The sequence below is a fragment of the Psychrobacillus sp. FSL K6-1267 genome (assembly GCF_038003265.1).
Classification (GTDB): domain Bacteria; phylum Bacillota; class Bacilli; order Bacillales_A; family Planococcaceae; genus Psychrobacillus; species Psychrobacillus faecigallinarum.
The window spans coordinates 1189726-1207736 of record NZ_JBBOOR010000001.1 but is presented as its reverse complement, the minus strand read 5'-3'; the positions used below and the strand labels follow the sequence as shown (position 1 = coordinate 1207736).

The window sequence follows — 18011 nt, the reverse complement described above, 5'->3', positions numbered from 1 at the left end:
TTTATTTAATCAATAAAATACAAACCTTTGTCTACATATTAGTAAATAAGTCATTTCATGTCAATAATTTATTGATAGAATAGAATTATAACAAGTAATTTAATGGTCTAATATTAAATCTAATGAACTAAGAGTTGTGGTAAATTAATACCACAACTCTCGGATGTATCATTATTTTAATAAGCCTCTTACTAACTTAATTTTATTTTTATACGGAGGGAACGCTACGTTTAATGGGATAGCTGTACTTTTTTTCACAATAGATTTTTGATGGGTGAACATTTCAAAGCTTGATGCGCCGTGATAAGCTCCCATTCCGGAGTTTCCAACCCCACCAAAAGGTAAGTGGGCACTACCAGCATGCATAATTGTATCATTGATACATCCTCCACCAAAGGAAAGCTCTTCTAGAAAATAATTTTGTGCTCCTTCATGCTCACTGAACATATAGGCTGCTAGGGGCTTTGGAAATTTTCTAATTTGGCGAATAATAGTAGGTAAATCTTTGTAACTAATCACTGGCAAGATTGGCCCAAAAATCTCTTCCTGCATAGAAGGACTAGAGAAATGTACTCCATCTAAAATGGTAGGTTCTATATATAAATCTTCCTTGTCCATTTTACCTCCAAAAACAATATGGTCTTTCTCTTGTAAAACCATTTTTTGTAATCTTCTAAAATGATTGGTATTTACTATTCGCCCATAATCAGGGCTTTTTTGAACGTTTTCACCGTAGAAATGTTGAATAGCTTCCCGCAATTTTTCAAGAAGCTTTTCTTTGACAGTTTCTTCTACGAGTAAATAATCTGGAGCAATACAGGTTTGTCCAGAGTTAACTAATTTGCCCCAAATGATTCGCTTTGCAGCCTGGTCTAAATTAGCCGTATGATCAACGATAGCTGGGCTTTTTCCACCTAACTCTAATGCAATTGGAGTCAACCTTTTAGAGGCAGCCTCCATCACTACCTTCCCAACGTTTACACTACCAGTGAAGAAGATAAAATCGAAAGGAGCATGTATCAATAAAGAGGTTTCTTCTTTTTCTCCCTCAACGACTCTAATATAATGAGGATGAAAGGCTTCAGCTATAATCTTTTTTACTATATTGGTAGTAAAAGGAGTTGTTTCAGAAGGTTTGATAACTACACAATTTCCGCCTGCTATAGCTCCAAGTAAAGGCTCCATTATTAACTGAAATGGATAGTTAAATGGAGCAATAATTAAAACTGTTCCATAAGGCTCGCTAATAATTTGGCTTTTTGATGGCATGAGCGCCAATGGTGTTTTCACCTGTTTTGGCTCCATCCATTTATCCAAATTTTTCTTCATATGAGTAATACTTTCATATATCAACCCTATTTCAGTTGTATACGCTTCAAACTCACTCTTCCTTAAATCTTTATAAAGTGCTTTAACTACTTCATTTTCATATTTTTTAATCGTTTTTTTCAAAATGTCTAATTGGTCGATTCGAAACTTTGCAGATTTAGTTATGCCTGAGTAAAAATACGTTTGGTGTTCCTCTAACATCTGATCTAGCTGCTGTGATGTAAAATTCACATTATCATCTCCTCATCAACTTTTAAATGCACTATGTTTGGTGAACAAATAAACCTTTGACTACTTTTTGTTATCATATATAGTCTACTCTCTAAAGCATACTATTATTTTTCAGTTGACGAAAGAATTTGTATTTTTATCCTTGTACATTAAATAACTTTAAAATGGCATACTACTTTCATAAGGGAGATTTGAAACCATTCAATAAGTCCCTCTATGTACTCCATCCCTTATGAAAAAAGTCATGTTTTTGAAATAATTGTTTGGTTATGAATCATATTGGGGTATATAAAAGTCAAATGATAAAATTAATAAGTTTTTTGGAAAAGGAGAGGAAATATAATGACTGAAACTCAAACTTGGTGGGAGCCTATTTTTCAAGGTCCGAAGTCTATCGGATTAAATAAGGAACGTTTACTAAATGAATTAGAAGAGGAGACTTTCTTATATTTCCAGCAAGATGACTCAGCTTTAATGGAAACTGCTACAATGGAATAGATTATAATCCATAAATTCATCTTTCCTCTTACTAGGATGGCTGACTATTATGGAATACTTAGCTTGAGTAATCTACATTAGCTTGTTGGATTTGACTTAAGCAATTGCGCTTTTCTAATTAAATAAATCATTATCAATATTTTATCGAAGAGGAGATTCTGTTTAGATTCTCCTCTTTTCATATGTCTTCATATTGTGAGCCGTGTGCTTTTCTCCATAACAATCTATGTATTGAACACACTCAACTATATTTGAAGGACTGTAGTGAATAGTAAGCTCTTCATCCACAAATTCAGTCTTAAAAGTAATACTCAACAAATCCTGCTTCACGGGTATTAGTTTATATTTGTATAGCGCATTATACATTTTTGAAACAGTTAAGAAAATACTGTTATTTTCTTGAGATATTGATATGGATTGAGTGGGTCGATCTATAACTTGATATTTCCCGATTATACAAAGTTTTTTATGTGAATCGTCCACTCCAATTGCATCTATAGATGCTGGCAGAGACACACTTCCACCAAACATTACTTCAGATATCTCTTCAGTTAGTTTAATTACGGGTGTTATACTCAAATTACTTAAATAGATTACCGTTATATTCTCCTCAGAAAATCGAAGAAAATTACTACAGAAACCACTAATATCTCCATAATGATGCGAACATTTTTTGTTAAATTTATTTGAAATTACCCAACCAGAAGCATAATTACTTCTATTTACTTCAAACATTTTTTTCGTTAACACTTCGTCTAATATAGTAAAGGAGCTTAACGCCTTGTCCCAAATGAAAAGGTCTTCGACTGTTGAATAGAGACCATAAGCACCAAGAGGAAAAGACATATCCGAATATTCTGCTCGGATAACTTTCTCCCAAACCGAATACCCTGTCGCCATATCAGCTATTACTTTCCTGCCATCATCACAGCCAGTATTAACCATCCCTAACGGATTAAAAATATAATCGCTCAAATATTTTGCATAAGGCATATTTGAGACCTGCTCAATTATTGCCGTTAAGATAGAGTAGCCTGAATTAGAGTATTCAAATTCGCTACCTGGTTTAAAATGTAGTGGCTTATCTTTAAAGGCGTCAATTAGTTGGGCTAGAGTTAGAGGCAATCTCATATTCCTAGACCAAAAATCTGAGTCTGCTGTAAAATTGGGAATCCCCGAGGTATTTGTTAAACAGTGATAAATGGTGATTTCCCCTCCATTAGGATAATTCACTAAATATTTTCCTATAGCTTCATTTATATTTAAGTTACCATTTTTATGTAACTGATAAATTGCAAAAGAAGTGAAAGCTTTGGACAGGGATCCTATACGAAATTTAGTATGAGAAAAATTAGGAATTTTATGTTCCCAGTTCGCAAATCCATATCCTTTATTCACTATAATTCGATCACTTGACGCTACAAGAATTGTTCCATTTATATACCCATTTTTATCGTAAGCGTCTAAAAGCCGTTTTACTTTCTCATCAATCCCCATACTTCTTCCACCTCAAAAATTCATTTTATTCTGTTTTTATTACTGTAGCATAGAATGAACATGCTGATTTCAATATTCGGCTTAGACTTTGGCATGAAGTATGCGATAGTGTAAGCATTACTCAAAGCAAATCACGCGTGTATATATGTACGATTAGCTAGATGAGTATGGTTAGTAACTTATTTTTAATACTTTCTAGTCTAAAAAAAAACAGCCACGAGTGGCTGCTCTCTTTTTAAGTAGTTGCTCCCTTGATATTAGTTTCCGGTGCTGTTTCTTCTGGAGCTATATCCTCGAAGGTTTCGTCAGCCTCTTGCAAGTCTCTTGTTCGATGAGCAAGTCTAGATGCAGCACTTGCCGCTATACTTGCAACCAAGTCATCTAGAAAGGTATGAATGCTACCTCCTGCCTTTGTATCAAGCTTAGATATTATACCAATCTTATTTTTGTCTAGATGTCCAAACGTGGTGACGGCTATACTTCCGTATGTAAATACAGCGCCTAACGCAATTGTTTCATCTACGCCAAATAATCCTTCATCTGCTTCTACAATCTGTTGTAGTGGAGCTGATAACATTTTTTTCTCTGCAAGTTCGTCTAATTCAATTCCTACAAGAATTGCATGTTGCATTTCTCTTTTTTTCATGACACTCTTGATCGACTCAATACAGTGTTCAATAGTTAGTCCTTTGTTATATGGAAATTGCATTTCATACACTATTTTAGCAATCTCTTCGATTGTAACTCCTCTACGCTTTAACGCATCCACCGTTGCTTGCTCTACTGTGCGGGAATGCACTCTAGATGTTTGTTTATCCAAAAAATAACCTCCTTTTTCTATTTTGAGTCTGTAAAAAGAATACCTATAAGCTGCTCTCATTATACCTCTTTCCCAGTATATGTTACAATTTCTATATAACATGACAACGAGGTGTAAGAATGAACAAAGAGACTTTACAAGATACAACTATATACAGCAAAGCTTTGGATGAAGAAATACAGTTATTAATTTATTTGCCGCCAAATTACTCTCCATTATATAAATATTCAGTCCTTATAGCATCTGACGGTAAAGATTATTTTCAATTAGGAAGAATTTCTCGTGTAGCAGATGAATTGTATGATAATCAAGAAATAGAAAATCTAATAATTGTCGGTGTTCCTTATAAAAGTGTCAAAGAACGTAGAAGCATGTATCACCCAGATGGAGAAAAACAGCTAGCGTATTCACGTTTTATAGCACAAGAGCTAGTTCCTTATATAGATGAAAATTATCCGACTTATCAAATTGGAATGGGAAGAGCTTTGATAGGGGATTCCTTAGCTGGCACAATTTCCTTACTTACAGCCCTTAGGTATCCAAATACTTTTGGGAAAGTTATAATGCATTCCCCTCTCATCAATGAGGACATATTAGAAATGGTTGAAAATCATAAAGAAGTACATGCATTTTCTCTATACCAGGTGGTTGGTAACCAAGAGACTGCTGTTAAAACGGGAGATGGTTTAGAAACTGATTTCCTTACACCAAACAGAAAATTGCATAATTTACTCCTAAATAAAGGGTTTTCTACTTTTTATGACGAATTAGAAGGAGACCATACTTGGAAGCTATGGCAACCAGACATTAAAAGATCACTGCAAAACAATTTCAGTCTTTAAGATGTTTTTGGTATAATAGAAATATATTGTAAGATAATTTTAAGGAGGTCATGATTATGAAATACGGTATTGTTGCTTTTCCATCAAAAAAGGTGCAAGATTTTGCGAACTCTTATAGAAAGCGTTATGATCCCCATTATGCTCTTATTACTCCTCATATGACTTTAAAGGGAGTTTTTGAAGCAGATGAAGCCCAAATTAAAACAATAGCTAACCAAATTAATGAAATAGCTAAGACCCATAAGCCCTTTATAATGAAAACAACAAAAGTAAGTTCTTTTGCTCCTGTAACAAATGCTATCTACTTCAATATTCAATCTACACAAGAGCTTGAAAAATTACATGAGGATCTGAATTCAATTGAGTATCATGATGATGAAACCTATTCATTTGTACCTCATATTACTATTGCACAAAAACTTAGTGCAAGTGAGCATGACGATATATTGCCACAATTAAAAATGATTGGAGCAGAATTCGAGGAAGAGATAGATCGAATTCATCTGTTGTATCAGCTAGAAGACGGTTCCTGGACCGTATATGAAACATTTAGATTGTCTGGAGCTGAGTAACCATTGGTATTTGCAAAGATTGTTGAAACTGAGAAAGAGTACGATGATGCAATATATATAAGAAGAAAAGTATTTGTAGAGGAACAAGACGTTCCTCTGCATTTAGAGTTAGACGAATACGACATGAAAGCAACACATTTTGTTGCTTATGACGGAGATACTCCTTTTGGAGCTGGTCGGATTCGCATTGCTGAGCCCACTATTGGTAAAGTAGAACGCGTATGTATCTTACCTGAATATAGAGGGAAAAAACTAGGTAATTTGATGATGGAATGTATGGAAGATTACGCAAAGGATCATCAATTTAAAAAACTAAAGTTAAACGCTCAGAGTCACGCAATACCCTTTTATGAAAAAAGAGATTATGTCATCACGTCTCCTGAATTTTTGGAAGCTGGTATCCCTCATAGAGCGATGGAAAAAGAATTATAAAGAGTAAAACCCGCTAACTATAGGTTAGCGGGTTTTACTCTTTGCTTAAATATAGGTATTCACATAGTTACCTTTACCTGATATTTCTGCAATGATAGGTGATAAATTAACGGGATTTGGTTGGATAAAGCCTTTAGATAATGGCAAGCTAGAAAGTTCTTTATTACCCGATAACTGCTTTTCTTCTTGTTGTTCTATTCCTTCTTTTTGTTGAAGGTCAGCTAAGTGATCATCGAAAATCGATTTCATTTTAACATTTTGAACATTATTGATTTGAGCAAAATTATATTCTTCCATTTGCATACGATTCGCATAAATTTGCGACTGCAAAGGTTGAACTGGAATAATATACCCCATTCTTATCCACCTCCATTATGAAACTATATGCTCTTTACCCTTGTTTAATTTACCTTAAACCTATTTTTTAAATATTACAGCATTTTTTCAATATCGGTTAAACTGATTGAACTTCCTTTTTGGAGGATTGAGTTCGTCAGTTGATCTTCTAATTCTTTAGAAACAGGTTTGTTGGCAAGCCTGCCTACTTTTCTTACGATTTTACGAACTTGATGTTCATTGGTAAAATCAGCATTTGAAATGGCGTTAGCTAGTGTGAAAAGCTCATCCATTGATACACCGGTTTTATTCTCAATCGCTCTGAAAAAAGAATTTTGCATGTAATTTCCCCCTCGCATTATTTATAATCAGGTTTAAGGGAGAAAGCTAGCTCCGACAATGATCAATAAAATGAATAAAACAACGATTAATACAAATGTTGAGCCTGCACCTTTATTTCCACCGTAGCCACCCTCATATCCGTAGCCTCCGCCGTAACCGTAACATCCTCCATCACAATAACCGTACATATCCTTTCCCCCCTTCCTTTCAACTTATAGTATGCAAGGGGGGCGCAAGAAATAGGGCATTTTGCTTAATAGGTTGTTTTTCGTTTTTGGAATATAAAAGCACCAATTATTCCGAATAATATAGCTGCACTGATACCGGAACTCGTTACCTCAAACATTCCAGTTATTACTCCAACTAAGCCATGTTTTTCAGCTTCTGCGAGTGCACCATGGGTTAATGAGTTTCCAAAGGAAGTGATCGGAATTGTTGCCCCCGCTCCTGCAAAATCAATAAGGGGCTCATATAAACCAAAACCATCTAAAATTGCCCCTGCTACCACCATACCGCTTAATGTATGAGCTGGTGTTAGTTTACAAACATCCATTAGAATTTGTCCAATTACACAAATTAAACCTCCGACGATAAAAGCTGTAATTAATGATGAAATCATATTATCCCTTCTTCTCCATTCGACATTCAATAGCATGTGCTATGCATGGGATGGTTTCTCCCTGTTGATAAGTTAATGGAGAAAGCAATGCACCTGTAGCTATTAGTAAAACCCGTTTAAATGTACCTTTTTTGAGTTGACTGTATATATGACTAAAAAATACTGAAGCAGAACAGCCAGGACCACTCGCACCGGCATTAAAGAATTGGTCATCTCCATAATATTGAGCTCCAGCATCCTGCAAAATTACTCCGCTATTTTCATCCTGAAACATCTCTTTTAATATAGAAAGTCCTATCTTTCCTAAGTCACCTGTCATTATCAAATCATAATCTGACATTTTACTGTTTGTGTTTTTTAAGTGACGTTCGATTGTATCTCTAGCAGCTGGGGCCATAGCAGCTCCCATATGGAGAGGATTCGATTGCTTTCCATCCACTACTCTTCCCATCGTCGCATGAGAAATATAGGGTGCATTTTTAGCATTGCTCTGTAAAAGAGCAAAAGCAGCAGCCGTTACTGTCCATTGTGCAGTTTTAGGCTTTTGCGCCCCATACTCCAAAGGATATCTGAACTGTCTTTCCACAGTGGGATGATGACTTGAAGCACCAGCAAGGATACTTTTCGAATTTCCCGTTTCTAACAGGAGGCAGCCAATGATAGTTGCTTCCATAGAACTTGCACAAGCAGAAAATACGCCAAAGTAAGGAATTGCAAGCTTTCTTGCTGCAAAGCTGGAAGGCGACATTTGATTGACTAGGTCTCCTCCAATAAACAAATCAATATTATCCATCTTTTCATGAACCTTACTAACAGCAATTGAGCAAGCCTTTTCTATAAATCGACTAGCGGCCTGTTCATAAGTTTCGTTTTTTTCCTTTTCTGTCGTTAATATTTCATCAAAAGACTCCGCAAATGGGCTCACTTTTTCCACAGGTCCAACAACAACGCCTGCACTTGCGATGCTCGGCCTTTGTGTAAATGAAATAGTTCCACCGGTATTTACCATGAGACCACTCCCAATTTGACGAGAATTGTTTTAACTAGAGCCACAAAAAATGCAGAAAGCACGCCAAATACGATAACTGATCCTGCAAGCTTAAACATGTTACCACCGACCCCTAATACATAACCCTCTGTTTTATGTTCTATGGAAGCGGAGATAACTGCATTACCAAATCCGGTAACGGGCACCGCAGATCCCGCTCCTCCAAACTGGGAAATTTTTTTATATAAGCCTGTCCCTGTTAAAATCATAGCTATGAATATCATCGTTGCAACAGTAGGATTCCCTGCTGTTTTTTCAGTAAAAGGAAAAAAGCGCATATAGAAGAATGTTATTAATTGACCTACTGTACAAAATATTCCACCTACTATAAAAGCTTTTAAACAATTCATAAACACCGGGGCTTTGGGAGTCTGCTTATCAACAACTTTTTGAAATTGTTTTTGATCCATTAGGTCTCTTCCTTCGATAGGGTTTTAATTTCTTCGATAGCTTTTTTCAATTTTTCATTTTTCTTTTCTTTATTCATGATTTTTTCAATTTCCCATTTGATTTTGATATCCCCTGTCACTATAACCTCTTTATCCGGGAACTCTTTTTCAATTTCCTTTTTTACTTCATCTTCGATTTTCACTTTTTGAAATCGTTTTAATCTTGCTATATCAATCGCTACCAGAACATCATTGTTATCCATTACACTTTTATATCCAACAATTTTATCCTGCTCTTTAAGGAGCTCTTCAAGTTTGGAAGTATCTCCATCAGAATACACCTTATATTCTGGGCCTGAACAAGCAGCCATTAAGAATAATAACAGGAGAACACACACTATTTTTTTCATAGGTTCTTTGCTCCTTTTTTAGTTAGTATGTACGCGCAAAATTGAATTATGCAATTCTATCTGAGCTATTTGCCCCTATCCAAAACTGTACCCCTACATAAATTACTTAAGAAGAGACAAAGGAGGTGAATATTTATGGGTTGTGGAAATAATGAACACGTTTCTGGTCACCATGATAAAAATCAACGTTGCGTATGTGACGTAGTTCGAGCTATTAAAGATATACAAGATCAAGCAGAAAATAATTGCGGTCCGTGTCCAACTAGTTGCTTTTTAGAGCCACTTGGAGGACTTGTAAGTCCATCAAGAAATAATGCAGATACACGTGTTTTCATGTTATTGACAAAAGATGGAGATCCCTTCAAAGCTTTTTTCCGTGATTTAACACCTAGACCACATGATAATGATTGCGTATCAGTATTTTTCCGTGTAGAAGATATCTTTGATAACTGTTGTGCTACATTAAGAGTTTTAGAACCACTTGACGCTCAACGACACGGAGTAAATTTATTAAACGGTGATGGTACTAAAATTGATTTCAAACAAATTTGTAAGGTACGTAATTTCGATTTAACTGGTAGCTGTGTAACCGTAGATTTAAACTGTTTCTGTGGTATTGAATGCGTAGCGGATGTATTTTTAGATGTATGTGACTAATCGTTTCAATAATGTAGTGTCTATTCCGTTCGGGCTAACCACCGAACGGTTTTTAATCATTGTTTTTTTAAAGCATTAGCTGTACTTGTACTACCTTCTTTTGATCTTATTTGGATTTTTTTGTAAATGAATAGCTTTGTTTGAAATTAACCGAAGCAATTATTGAATAGATAAAAGACACGTACCCTTAGGGACGTGTCTTTTATCTACTGCTTTTCTCGTAAAAAAGCTAATCATATATTAACCATTATTTATTTCATTATACTTCCTCGCCAAGTAATTTTTATAACTTGCTCAATTGGATAGACAGCATTTTCTCCTGAGTTCAATTTAATTGTAACGCTTTTTCCGTTCACTTCCTCAACTTCTCCCTGCAGTATTCCCCCACCTTTTAAATGAAAGTTTAATGGGCGGTATACTTGGCGTTGAAATGGCTTTGCTAAAAAATATAATTTATCTAAAATAGCTGAAGTTGTGCCGGACATTTCTCTGTTTTTTTCATAAATCGAAGTACTTTCTTCCTCTCCATCTTCTACTAGCTTTTCGAATTCTATAACTTCTTTAAATTCGGGAGGAAGATGAAAAACCGGTGGCCCTTGTATAAAAAGTAAAGGATCATTTAATGAGCTCATTGACACATCCTTTTTCCTTTACCTTATGCAAAAAACATTGAATTGGTTAATTTATAAAGAAGAGATGAACAATGTCGCTAAGCCCAGATAGATTAAAATACTAATTAAATCATTGATGGTCGTTATGAATGGTCCAGATGCTACAGCTGGATCGATTTTCATGCGATGGATGAGTAAAGGAATAAATGATCCTCCAAGTGTAGCAAAAAATATCGATCCAAATATTGCAGCTCCAACGAGCATCCCGATTAAAAGATCATGTTTCCAAAAGTAAATAACTCCTATCACAAGTAGCCCGCAGATTAATCCTGTTATTAAGCCTGTACCAGCTTCACGAAATAATAGTTTAGTTTTACTTTGCTCCTCGATATCGCCTGTTGCGATCCCGCGTACAGCAACGGCTAGCGCCTGTGTCCCACTATTACCGGCCATACCCGCAATTAGAGGGATAAACACCGCAAGAAGTGCAACCTTGTCTAATGTTTGCTCAAAAATACTCATCAGATTTGCCGTCATCATCCCCAAGAATAGAAGAATGATTAGCCATGGTAGTCTCTTTCTTGCAGCCGAAAATGGACCCTTATCAAATGTATCCATATCAGATACTGCGGCAAGTTTGGAATAATCATCTGACGCTTCTTCATCTAATACGTCGATAATATCATCTACTGTTACAATTCCAAGTAAATGGTTCTCAAAGTCTAGAACAGGGACAGCTAAAAAGTCATAATCCTTAATCATTTTAGCGACTTCTTCTTGATCTTCGTTTACTAGAACACTTACAACACGCTCATTCATAATATCTTTTATCAAAGTATCTTCATCTGCTACGATAAGGTCTCTCAATGATATGACCCCTGCAAGCCTATGTGATTCATCTACAACGAATAAATAATAAATCGTTTCGGCATCAGGGGCTGCATTTCTTAATATTGTCATGGCAGAACGACAAGTGGAGTTTTCTGGAATAGCGACATATTCAGTTGTCATTATAGATCCAGCTGTATATTCTTCATAATCTAACAGGTCCTTGATTTCCTGTGCAGATTCTTTGTCCATAATATTTAAATAACTTGCTACTTGTGCATCCTCTAGTTCGTTTAGTACGTCTACTGCATTATCAGCATACATGAACGAAAGCATATCGGCTGCATACGTTGTGTCCATTTCTTTTAAGTAAAATTCATACAGTTCTTCATCAAACTTAGTTGCCTCAAAAAGCTCTGCCATCTCTTTCGGAGAAAGATAATGAAAGATTTTCTGTCGTAATTCTGGCTCTACCTTCTCAAAAAATATTGACTGATCGTAAGGATGAAGTTCCATAAAAATCTCTCTAAAATCATCCATAGAATCTGTAAGCAAAAAATGAATTAAATTTGATTCCTCAAGTTCCAATAGATCCACTTTTTCCTCTTTCATATCTTTCCCTCCTTCCGGCATATAACCTTTACTATTGTATGACCACTGTTTTTAATAAGCAATAGCTTTCTTAAAATGGCAACAAAAGTTACATCAATATATTATTCCCTGGGAAATTTTTTTGAAACTATATGGAAATAATGAACCTCAAAAATGTTTAGGAAAATTATTCAAAAATAATCAAGGGTAGTGATCATTGTCACTCCCCTTGTTTTAATATTTCATTCACTTTTCCTTTTAAATGATATCAAAAATAGCTTGCAAGTCCATAGGATATTTATCTTCTATATATAATGGTTGTTTAGTAAAAGGATGAACCAATTCTAATTGTTTGGCGTGCAAAGCCTGACGGCATATTAAATTAAGTCTTCCACCATATAGATCATCTCCTAATAGTGGGTGTCCAACAGACATCATATGTACCCTAATCTGATGGGTTCTACCAGTAAAGAGCTTTAATCTGACATGACTCAACTTTTCACCTTTAACAGTAAATCGACTCAACACTTCTACCGATGTTTTAGCCTGTTTTCCTTCTGGGTCTATCATTCGCTCGATTATACTATTGTCTTTTCGTCCAATGGGTGCATCAATGAGGAAGGAATCTTGTCCTACATAACCATGTACAATCGCTTCATAAGTTCTTGAAATTGCACCTGCCTTTTGCATTTCACTCAGTAAGTGATGAGCATGACGATGCTTTGCAATACACACTATTCCTGACGTATCTTTGTCTAGCCTAGTAACAATATGTACAGTTGAAGCAGAAGAATTCTTTTCTAAATATCCACAAATCCCATTCGCTAATGTTCCCATAGGATGTTCCCGGGAAGGAATTGTACTTATTCCAGCTTTTTTAGATATAACAAGTAAATGCTCATCTTCAAATAATATAGGAAAGAACATTTCCTCCGCGATTAATCCTTCGCTTTTTTTCTCTCGTGGAAACACGATAGTGACTATATCACCCTTAGCAAGAGTATGTCTTACTGTCTTTTCTTCCCCGTTAACTAAAATTTGACCGCCATCATATTTAATACTTGTAAGAGCTTTTTTGGATATTCCATACTGACTGATAGCATCTCTTAGTAGAACAGATTCGTTAATAGAAAAAGAAAGCTTTATCTGATTTTCTGTCATTATTTTAAATCACTATCTATGAAGCTGTCATGTACCCTTGTCCAAAATGGGAAGGAACGGAATCTAGCAAAACGAACTCTTTCCTCTGCTACTCTATATTCGATTGAAGCAACATCTTTGTGCAACAAGTGAAGATGATCCACAGTTACCATAAAATCTGGACCATTAACAGGTCTCAATAGGCACGTATGGTGTTTTGGTAAAACTAAAGAAGAGCCAACTGTCCTAAATACTCGATTGTTAATTGAAGCAATTTCAGCTAACTGCATCGCCTCTAGGGATGGATGTACTATCGCTCCACCAAGTGCTTTATTATAGGCTGTACTACCCGATGGAGTAGACATACACAAGCCGTCTCCTCTAAATCTTTCAAACAAACTTCCATTTAACTCAACATCCATTACTAGCGTTACATCTGGGGATTTAACGGTAGATTCGTTTAACGCCAGATAAACGGAGTTATCCTCTTCGTGCTTATAGTTAATAGTAACCTCCAATAAAGGATACTCTATTACTTTAAATTCTTTTTTCGCAATACTAATCACTAGCTTTTCTATTTCTGATGGCTTCCAATCTGCATAAAAACCAAGATGTCCGGTGTGGATACCAACAAACGCAACAGAATCTGTCATATGTTTGTATTTATGAAAGGCATGCAACAAAGTTCCATCTCCACCTATTGATAGGACAATATCCGGGGTCTCTTCATCTAATACAAGCCCAAAGTCAGTAAGATACATTTTGGCAGTTTCCATTAATTGATTGGAGAGTTCATCATTTCGAGACTGTATAAAAAACTTCATTATTACCACGGCCTCTCTTTATATTTTTTCTTCTTTGATGCGAGGAGTGGATAGCTCCTTGTTTTCACTAAAATACTTTTGGGCTTCCTGTATTTCCCCTCTGATAAGAGACATCTCTTCATCTAAACGAAAAGCAGCCTCAGCTGCATATTGCAAACGATTTTTTATCTCTTCTGGAAATACGCCTTTATATTTATAATTTAACGAATGCTCAATGGAGGCCCAAAAATTCATTGCTAAAGTGCGGATTTGAATTTCCGCTAATATATTTACCTCTCCATGAATGGTTTGAACAGGGTATTCAATAATCACATGAAAGGATCGATAACCACTTTGTTTTTTATGACTTATATAATCTCTCTCTTCAACAATAGTGATGTCTTTTCTACTTCGAAGTAACTGAACCACCGTTTCTATATCATCGACAAATTGACACATCATTCGCAGTCCCGCAATATCCGGTATTTCTTTTGCAAGCGTTACAGAAGGTTCAAACACAATTCCCTTTTCTAATGACTTATCGTATATACTTGCGAGTGGTTTCACTCTACCAGTTACAAATTCAATCGGGGAATTTGTATTCTCAATATCAAATTGAGTACGCATTCCTTTTAATTTAACTTTTAACTCTGCAACTGCCTGTTTATATGGTTCTAAAAAACGTTCCCATTGGCCCATACTAATAAACCTCCACTTGAACACTTATTCCGCTTTTAAAATTTCATTAAAAGCATTCTCAACTGACTGAGCAAAATCTGCTCCATAGTTATCATTTCCTTCAATATTAAATATAAGCATTTCTAATTCTTCTTTAAATTTTTCTAAGACGATTCTTTTATCCCCAATTTGTAATACGGGATCTTGCACCGCCTTAAGTGTGCTGACAAGCAATGGCCAAACATCCTGACCGAATTTCAGATAGTGATATTCAGTCTCTCCCTCCAATAAATATACGAAGGCTAATGAATCAGAATCTGTAATCATCTGACCACCTGCTTTTATAGTCAATCCTTGAGGTACATCTTCTAAAGTAAAGCGAATATCATTTTCCAGTTGTACTCCGCTTTGTACTTGAAATGTAATAGGCAAAACACATCGTTCCCTTCTGTCTATTCTGTAACTATTTTAACATATTGAAACTCCTTGCAAACCGTCTATAATGAAATAATAAGAAAGGTGTGAGACTATGCAATCGGAGCAAGAGATTGAATTTAAAAACTTATTAACTAAAGAAGAATTCACGAGAATAAGTGATTTCTTTAACATTAAACCAAATGAATTTAAAACTCAGGTTAATTATTATTACGATACAGCAGACCAATTCTTTAAAAATAATCGCATGGGGTTTCGTTTAAGAGTTCTTGATGATCGCAATGAGCTTACACTGAAGACTCCAATTGAAGAGCATATTATGAATGAGCAAACAGTTTTGGTTACTGATGATGAAAGAGATATAATTATACAGAAAGCTATTTTTCCTTCCATTCCGTTTATAGAGGAGATTATTTCTACTAAACCTCTTACTTGCTTTGGTAGCATACAAACTAATCGCGCCCAATTGAAGTTAGAAGAAGGAACACTTTTCTTGGATCACTCCTTATATAGTAACGTAGAAGATTATGAGATAGAATTTGAATGTAAAGATGTCGAAGAAGGGCAAAAATTCTTTTTTAAATTACTGGATAGGCATCAAATTCCCCTTCGTTCGACCGATAAAAAGATTGCACGCCTTGTAAAGGCTATGAATTCTTTGAAAGGTTGATGACTTATAGATATTAAGTCTTTAAAAACATTGATGGATATAAATGCAATGCAAATACTGGGAAGTGTCCAAAGCACCCAAAACAATAGCACATCCGCCCTGTTTTCAGAAATGCTTGGCCAGGTTCTGCAAGGTAATACTAATAGCAGTTCATCTGATAATATAGATTCACTATTTTATAGTGGCGACTTACCAGTTTATATACCCGAAAATGGTATAAATAATTCCTTAAATATAAGACAAGCCTCTACTTCTATAGGTTCCTCATCAATAGATGAACTTATAAATAGAGCTTCAGAAGCATATAATGTGCCAGCAAAGCTTATTTCTTCTGTCATTAAACAAGAGTCCAATTATAATCCAAATGCAGTTAGCTCTGCGGGAGCTTCCGGATTGATGCAGCTAATGCCAGGAACAGCTAAGTATTTAGGAGTACAGAACATTCTTGACCCGGAACAAAATATTATGGGTGGGACAAAGTATTTGAAGCAAATGCTTGAACAATTTGATGGTAATATAGAAAATGCTTTGGCTGCCTATAACGCAGGACCCGGTTCAGTAAAAAAGTATAATGGTATTCCTCCTTATAAAGAAACAGAGAATTATGTGAAAAAAGTTCTAAACAACTTCTTGGCATAACGTATAAACGACCTTTAAAAATGGTCGTTTTTTCTATATTTATTTTTATCACAGTCTAATTGTTTGAGATATTCGTATTAGATTGCTAAAATGTATTTAGCGCTAAAGCAAAGGAGTAAACAACTATGACACAGAGCCCGATTTTACCATACGACGAGATAGGTGCAGAAAAATTATCACTCCTTGTTGATACGTTTTATAGCAAAGTAGCAAAACATCCAAAGCTAAAGCCAATTTTTCCAGATGATTTAACGGAAACCGCGCGTAAACAAAAACAATTTTTAACCCAATATCTTGGGGGACCTAACTTATATACAGAAGAACATGGCCATCCAATGTTAAAGATGCGTCATAACCCTTTCTCGATTACACCTGAACGTGCAGAAGCATGGCTAAGCTGCATGTCAGAAGCCATGGACGAAGTCGGACTGGAAGGAAAGGTGCGACATGATTTATATAGAAGACTTGTGCTTACTGCCAACCACATGGTCAATCAAATGAGTCATGAGGAGGAAAAGATGTGACAAGAATACAAATTCCGGTTGAGCCGATCGCAACTCCTATTACAAACAAGCCACTTGAAATGTATATGTTTTTAGATCCACTTTGTTCTGCTTGTTGGGATTTGCAACCGATTATTCGGAAATTGCAAGTAGAGTACGGTCAGTACTTTACAATTCGTACAGTCCTTAGCACTCGACTTAACAACTTGAATACTGTTTGCAACGCCACAAGTGAAACATCAGTAGACGATAATATAAACTATCCATATAGCCAGCATTCTGTCTTACCTTCAATTGCAGTAAAAGCGGCAGAATTTCAAGGTAGAAAAGCAGCACTTCGTTTTTTCAACAAAATACAGGAATATTTATTTCTTCAAACAAAGAATGTTACTTCCTTTTCTGTATTACAGGAGCTAGCTAGTGAAGCCAAAATTGATGTAGAGGAATTTTCACGTGACTTTCAGTCGAAAGAATGCCTACGTTCCTTCCAAAGTGATTTATCCATCACATGTGAAATGGAAGTAGACACATTTCCTACGATTGTCTTTTTCAATGAACATATTGAAGATGAAGGCATTAAAATATCCGGCACTTATTCTTATGATATATACGTACAAATTTTACAAGAAATGTTAGATGATCTTCCAAGAAGACAAGATCCACCCGGACTAGATAAATTATTTAATCGTTTTCATTCATTAACCACTAAGGAAATCGCCGATTATTATGGTTTAACAGAGCAACAAGCTGAATTTGAGCTCAAAAAGCTTCTCTTACGACAAGAAGTCGAAAGAGTTTTGCTCCCAAATCTAGTATTATGGCGTTTAAAAAATAGATAAATATATACTGAAGCTAACTGTAAACAATTCTATTATGAATTGTTTACAGTTCTTTTTATTACATTGGATTTTATATAAGAATCATTGAAAAATAGAGGGACATTTCCGTTTTACGGACGCTTTCTGCTGAGGAGTAGCCATCTGTTGCTACAAATAACTAGGTTGGAGTAAGCATAGTTAAATTAGATGCTAATTTGAAGCCCTGAGGTGATTGTTAAGCCATCATAGCCGCATGCCGCATTCACGTTTGTT

General features: G+C 35.5%; 25 protein-coding genes. 9 read left to right on the top strand and 16 right to left on the bottom strand.

The window, feature by feature from the left end; genetic code table 11:
• Positions 1-171 precede the first annotated feature (171 nt).
• Positions 172-1560 carry an aldehyde dehydrogenase gene (locus MHB55_RS05910; RefSeq protein WP_154311242.1) on the bottom strand — a complete coding sequence of 463 codons (1389 nt, stop codon included), beginning with the start codon at positions 1558-1560 and terminating at the stop codon, positions 172-174.
• A 342-nt stretch (positions 1561-1902) separates the two neighbouring features.
• Here MHB55_RS05910 and MHB55_RS05905 point away from each other — a divergent pair, with 342 nt between their 5' ends.
• The gene (locus MHB55_RS05905) at positions 1903-2058 is read left to right on the top strand and encodes a hypothetical protein (protein WP_186318116.1); all 156 of its coding nucleotides are present in this window, start codon (positions 1903-1905) and stop codon (positions 2056-2058) included.
• 162 nt (positions 2059-2220) lie between these two features.
• Here MHB55_RS05905 and MHB55_RS05900 read toward each other — a convergent pair whose 3' ends face one another.
• Both MHB55_RS05900 and MHB55_RS05895 read right to left on the bottom strand, forming a co-directional pair.
• Positions 2221-3555, bottom strand: a complete 1335-nt coding sequence (locus MHB55_RS05900) for a serine hydrolase domain-containing protein (RefSeq protein WP_340862810.1) — start codon at positions 3553-3555, stop codon at positions 2221-2223.
• A 235-nt stretch (positions 3556-3790) separates the two neighbouring features.
• The gene (locus MHB55_RS05895) at positions 3791-4375 is read right to left on the bottom strand and encodes a phosphatidylglycerophosphatase A family protein (RefSeq protein ID WP_340862809.1); all 585 of its coding nucleotides are present in this window, start codon (positions 4373-4375) and stop codon (positions 3791-3793) included.
• A gap of 119 nt (positions 4376-4494) precedes the next feature.
• On the opposite strand from MHB55_RS05895, the gene MHB55_RS05890 reads away from it, so the two are divergent.
• Genes MHB55_RS05890 through MHB55_RS05880 form a run of 3 tightly spaced genes read left to right on the top strand, consistent with a single transcriptional unit; the run spans position 4495 to position 6221 of the window.
• On the top strand, positions 4495-5217 hold the full coding sequence (locus MHB55_RS05890; RefSeq protein ID WP_340862808.1) for an alpha/beta hydrolase: 723 nt from the start codon (positions 4495-4497) through the stop codon (positions 5215-5217).
• A 56-nt stretch (positions 5218-5273) separates the two neighbouring features.
• Complete coding sequence (locus MHB55_RS05885) at positions 5274-5789, top strand: YjcG family protein (RefSeq protein ID WP_144537768.1); 516 nt, start codon at positions 5274-5276, stop codon at positions 5787-5789.
• Between the two features lie 3 nt (positions 5790-5792).
• Positions 5793-6221: a GNAT family N-acetyltransferase gene (locus tag MHB55_RS05880; RefSeq protein WP_144537766.1), complete on the top strand. Its 429-nt coding sequence runs from the start codon at positions 5793-5795 to the stop codon at positions 6219-6221.
• A 45-nt stretch (positions 6222-6266) separates the two neighbouring features.
• Here MHB55_RS05880 and MHB55_RS05875 read toward each other — a convergent pair whose 3' ends face one another.
• From MHB55_RS05875 to MHB55_RS05845, 7 genes are all read right to left on the bottom strand, one after another.
• Complete coding sequence (locus MHB55_RS05875) at positions 6267-6578, bottom strand: hypothetical protein (RefSeq protein WP_144537764.1); 312 nt, start codon at positions 6576-6578, stop codon at positions 6267-6269.
• Positions 6579-6652: 74 nt separating this feature from the next.
• The gene (locus MHB55_RS05870) at positions 6653-6898 is read right to left on the bottom strand and encodes a stage VI sporulation protein F (protein WP_144537763.1); all 246 of its coding nucleotides are present in this window, start codon (positions 6896-6898) and stop codon (positions 6653-6655) included.
• Between the two features lie 33 nt (positions 6899-6931).
• Positions 6932-7087, bottom strand: a complete 156-nt coding sequence (locus MHB55_RS05865; RefSeq protein ID WP_144537761.1) for a YjcZ family sporulation protein — start codon at positions 7085-7087, stop codon at positions 6932-6934.
• 65 nt (positions 7088-7152) lie between these two features.
• Entirely contained in the window at positions 7153-7518 is a 366-nt protein-coding gene (gene spoVAE, locus MHB55_RS05860; RefSeq protein ID WP_144537758.1) for a stage V sporulation protein AE, read from the bottom strand.
• Position 7519: 1 nt separating this feature from the next.
• On the bottom strand, positions 7520-8527 hold the full coding sequence (locus MHB55_RS05855; protein WP_154311246.1) for a stage V sporulation protein AD: 1008 nt from the start codon (positions 8525-8527) through the stop codon (positions 7520-7522).
• Positions 8521-8976, bottom strand: a complete 456-nt coding sequence (gene spoVAC, locus MHB55_RS05850) for a stage V sporulation protein AC (protein ID WP_144537755.1) — start codon at positions 8974-8976, stop codon at positions 8521-8523. The genes MHB55_RS05855 and spoVAC overlap by 7 nt, the downstream gene beginning before the upstream one ends.
• Complete coding sequence (locus tag MHB55_RS05845) at positions 8976-9365, bottom strand: YhcN/YlaJ family sporulation lipoprotein (protein WP_144537753.1); 390 nt, start codon at positions 9363-9365, stop codon at positions 8976-8978. Before MHB55_RS05845 ends, spoVAC begins: the two co-directional genes overlap by 1 nt.
• Positions 9366-9500: 135 nt before the next feature.
• On the opposite strand from MHB55_RS05845, the gene MHB55_RS05840 reads away from it, so the two are divergent.
• Positions 9501-10022 carry a CotY/CotZ family spore coat protein gene (locus MHB55_RS05840; RefSeq protein ID WP_144537751.1) on the top strand — a complete coding sequence of 174 codons (522 nt, stop codon included), beginning with the start codon at positions 9501-9503 and terminating at the stop codon, positions 10020-10022.
• 251 nt (positions 10023-10273) lie between these two features.
• On the opposite strand, the gene MHB55_RS05835 is transcribed toward MHB55_RS05840, so the two are convergent.
• The 6 genes from MHB55_RS05835 to MHB55_RS05810 all read right to left on the bottom strand — a co-directional run bounded on the left by MHB55_RS05835 (position 10274) and on the right by MHB55_RS05810 (position 15105).
• Positions 10274-10654, bottom strand: a complete 381-nt coding sequence (locus MHB55_RS05835; RefSeq protein ID WP_144537749.1) for a hypothetical protein — start codon at positions 10652-10654, stop codon at positions 10274-10276.
• Positions 10655-10705: 51 nt separating this feature from the next.
• Positions 10706-12073 carry a magnesium transporter gene (mgtE, locus tag MHB55_RS05830; RefSeq protein WP_144537748.1) on the bottom strand — a complete coding sequence of 456 codons (1368 nt, stop codon included), beginning with the start codon at positions 12071-12073 and terminating at the stop codon, positions 10706-10708.
• 237 nt (positions 12074-12310) lie between these two features.
• A complete protein-coding gene (locus MHB55_RS05825; protein ID WP_154311248.1) occupies positions 12311-13213 on the bottom strand; it encodes an RluA family pseudouridine synthase in 903 nt (300 codons plus the stop codon).
• Positions 13213-14016, bottom strand: coding sequence for an NAD kinase (locus MHB55_RS05820; protein WP_144537744.1), 804 nt, complete (start codon positions 14014-14016; stop codon positions 13213-13215). Before MHB55_RS05820 ends, MHB55_RS05825 begins: the two co-directional genes overlap by 1 nt.
• An 18-nt stretch (positions 14017-14034) precedes the next feature.
• Entirely contained in the window at positions 14035-14694 is a 660-nt protein-coding gene (locus MHB55_RS05815) for a GTP pyrophosphokinase (protein ID WP_144537742.1), read from the bottom strand.
• Between the two features lie 24 nt (positions 14695-14718).
• Positions 14719-15105 carry a UPF0738 family protein gene (locus tag MHB55_RS05810; protein WP_144537740.1) on the bottom strand — a complete coding sequence of 129 codons (387 nt, stop codon included), beginning with the start codon at positions 15103-15105 and terminating at the stop codon, positions 14719-14721.
• Positions 15106-15202: 97 nt separating this feature from the next.
• Here MHB55_RS05810 and MHB55_RS05805 point away from each other — a divergent pair, with 97 nt between their 5' ends.
• The 4 genes from MHB55_RS05805 (at position 15203) to MHB55_RS05790 (ending at position 17759) form a co-directional block, all read left to right on the top strand.
• Complete coding sequence (locus tag MHB55_RS05805) at positions 15203-15778, top strand: CYTH domain-containing protein (protein ID WP_154311250.1); 576 nt, start codon at positions 15203-15205, stop codon at positions 15776-15778.
• A 48-nt stretch (positions 15779-15826) separates the two neighbouring features.
• A complete protein-coding gene (locus tag MHB55_RS05800; protein WP_225215864.1) occupies positions 15827-16417 on the top strand; it encodes a lytic transglycosylase domain-containing protein in 591 nt (196 codons plus the stop codon).
• Positions 16418-16542: 125 nt separating this feature from the next.
• The gene (locus tag MHB55_RS05795) at positions 16543-16941 is read left to right on the top strand and encodes a globin domain-containing protein (RefSeq protein ID WP_151110781.1); all 399 of its coding nucleotides are present in this window, start codon (positions 16543-16545) and stop codon (positions 16939-16941) included.
• Positions 16938-17759: a ClpXP adapter SpxH family protein gene (locus MHB55_RS05790; RefSeq protein ID WP_186318115.1), complete on the top strand. Its 822-nt coding sequence runs from the start codon at positions 16938-16940 to the stop codon at positions 17757-17759. Before MHB55_RS05795 ends, MHB55_RS05790 begins: the two co-directional genes overlap by 4 nt.
• The last annotated feature ends 252 nt before the right edge of the window (positions 17760-18011 follow it).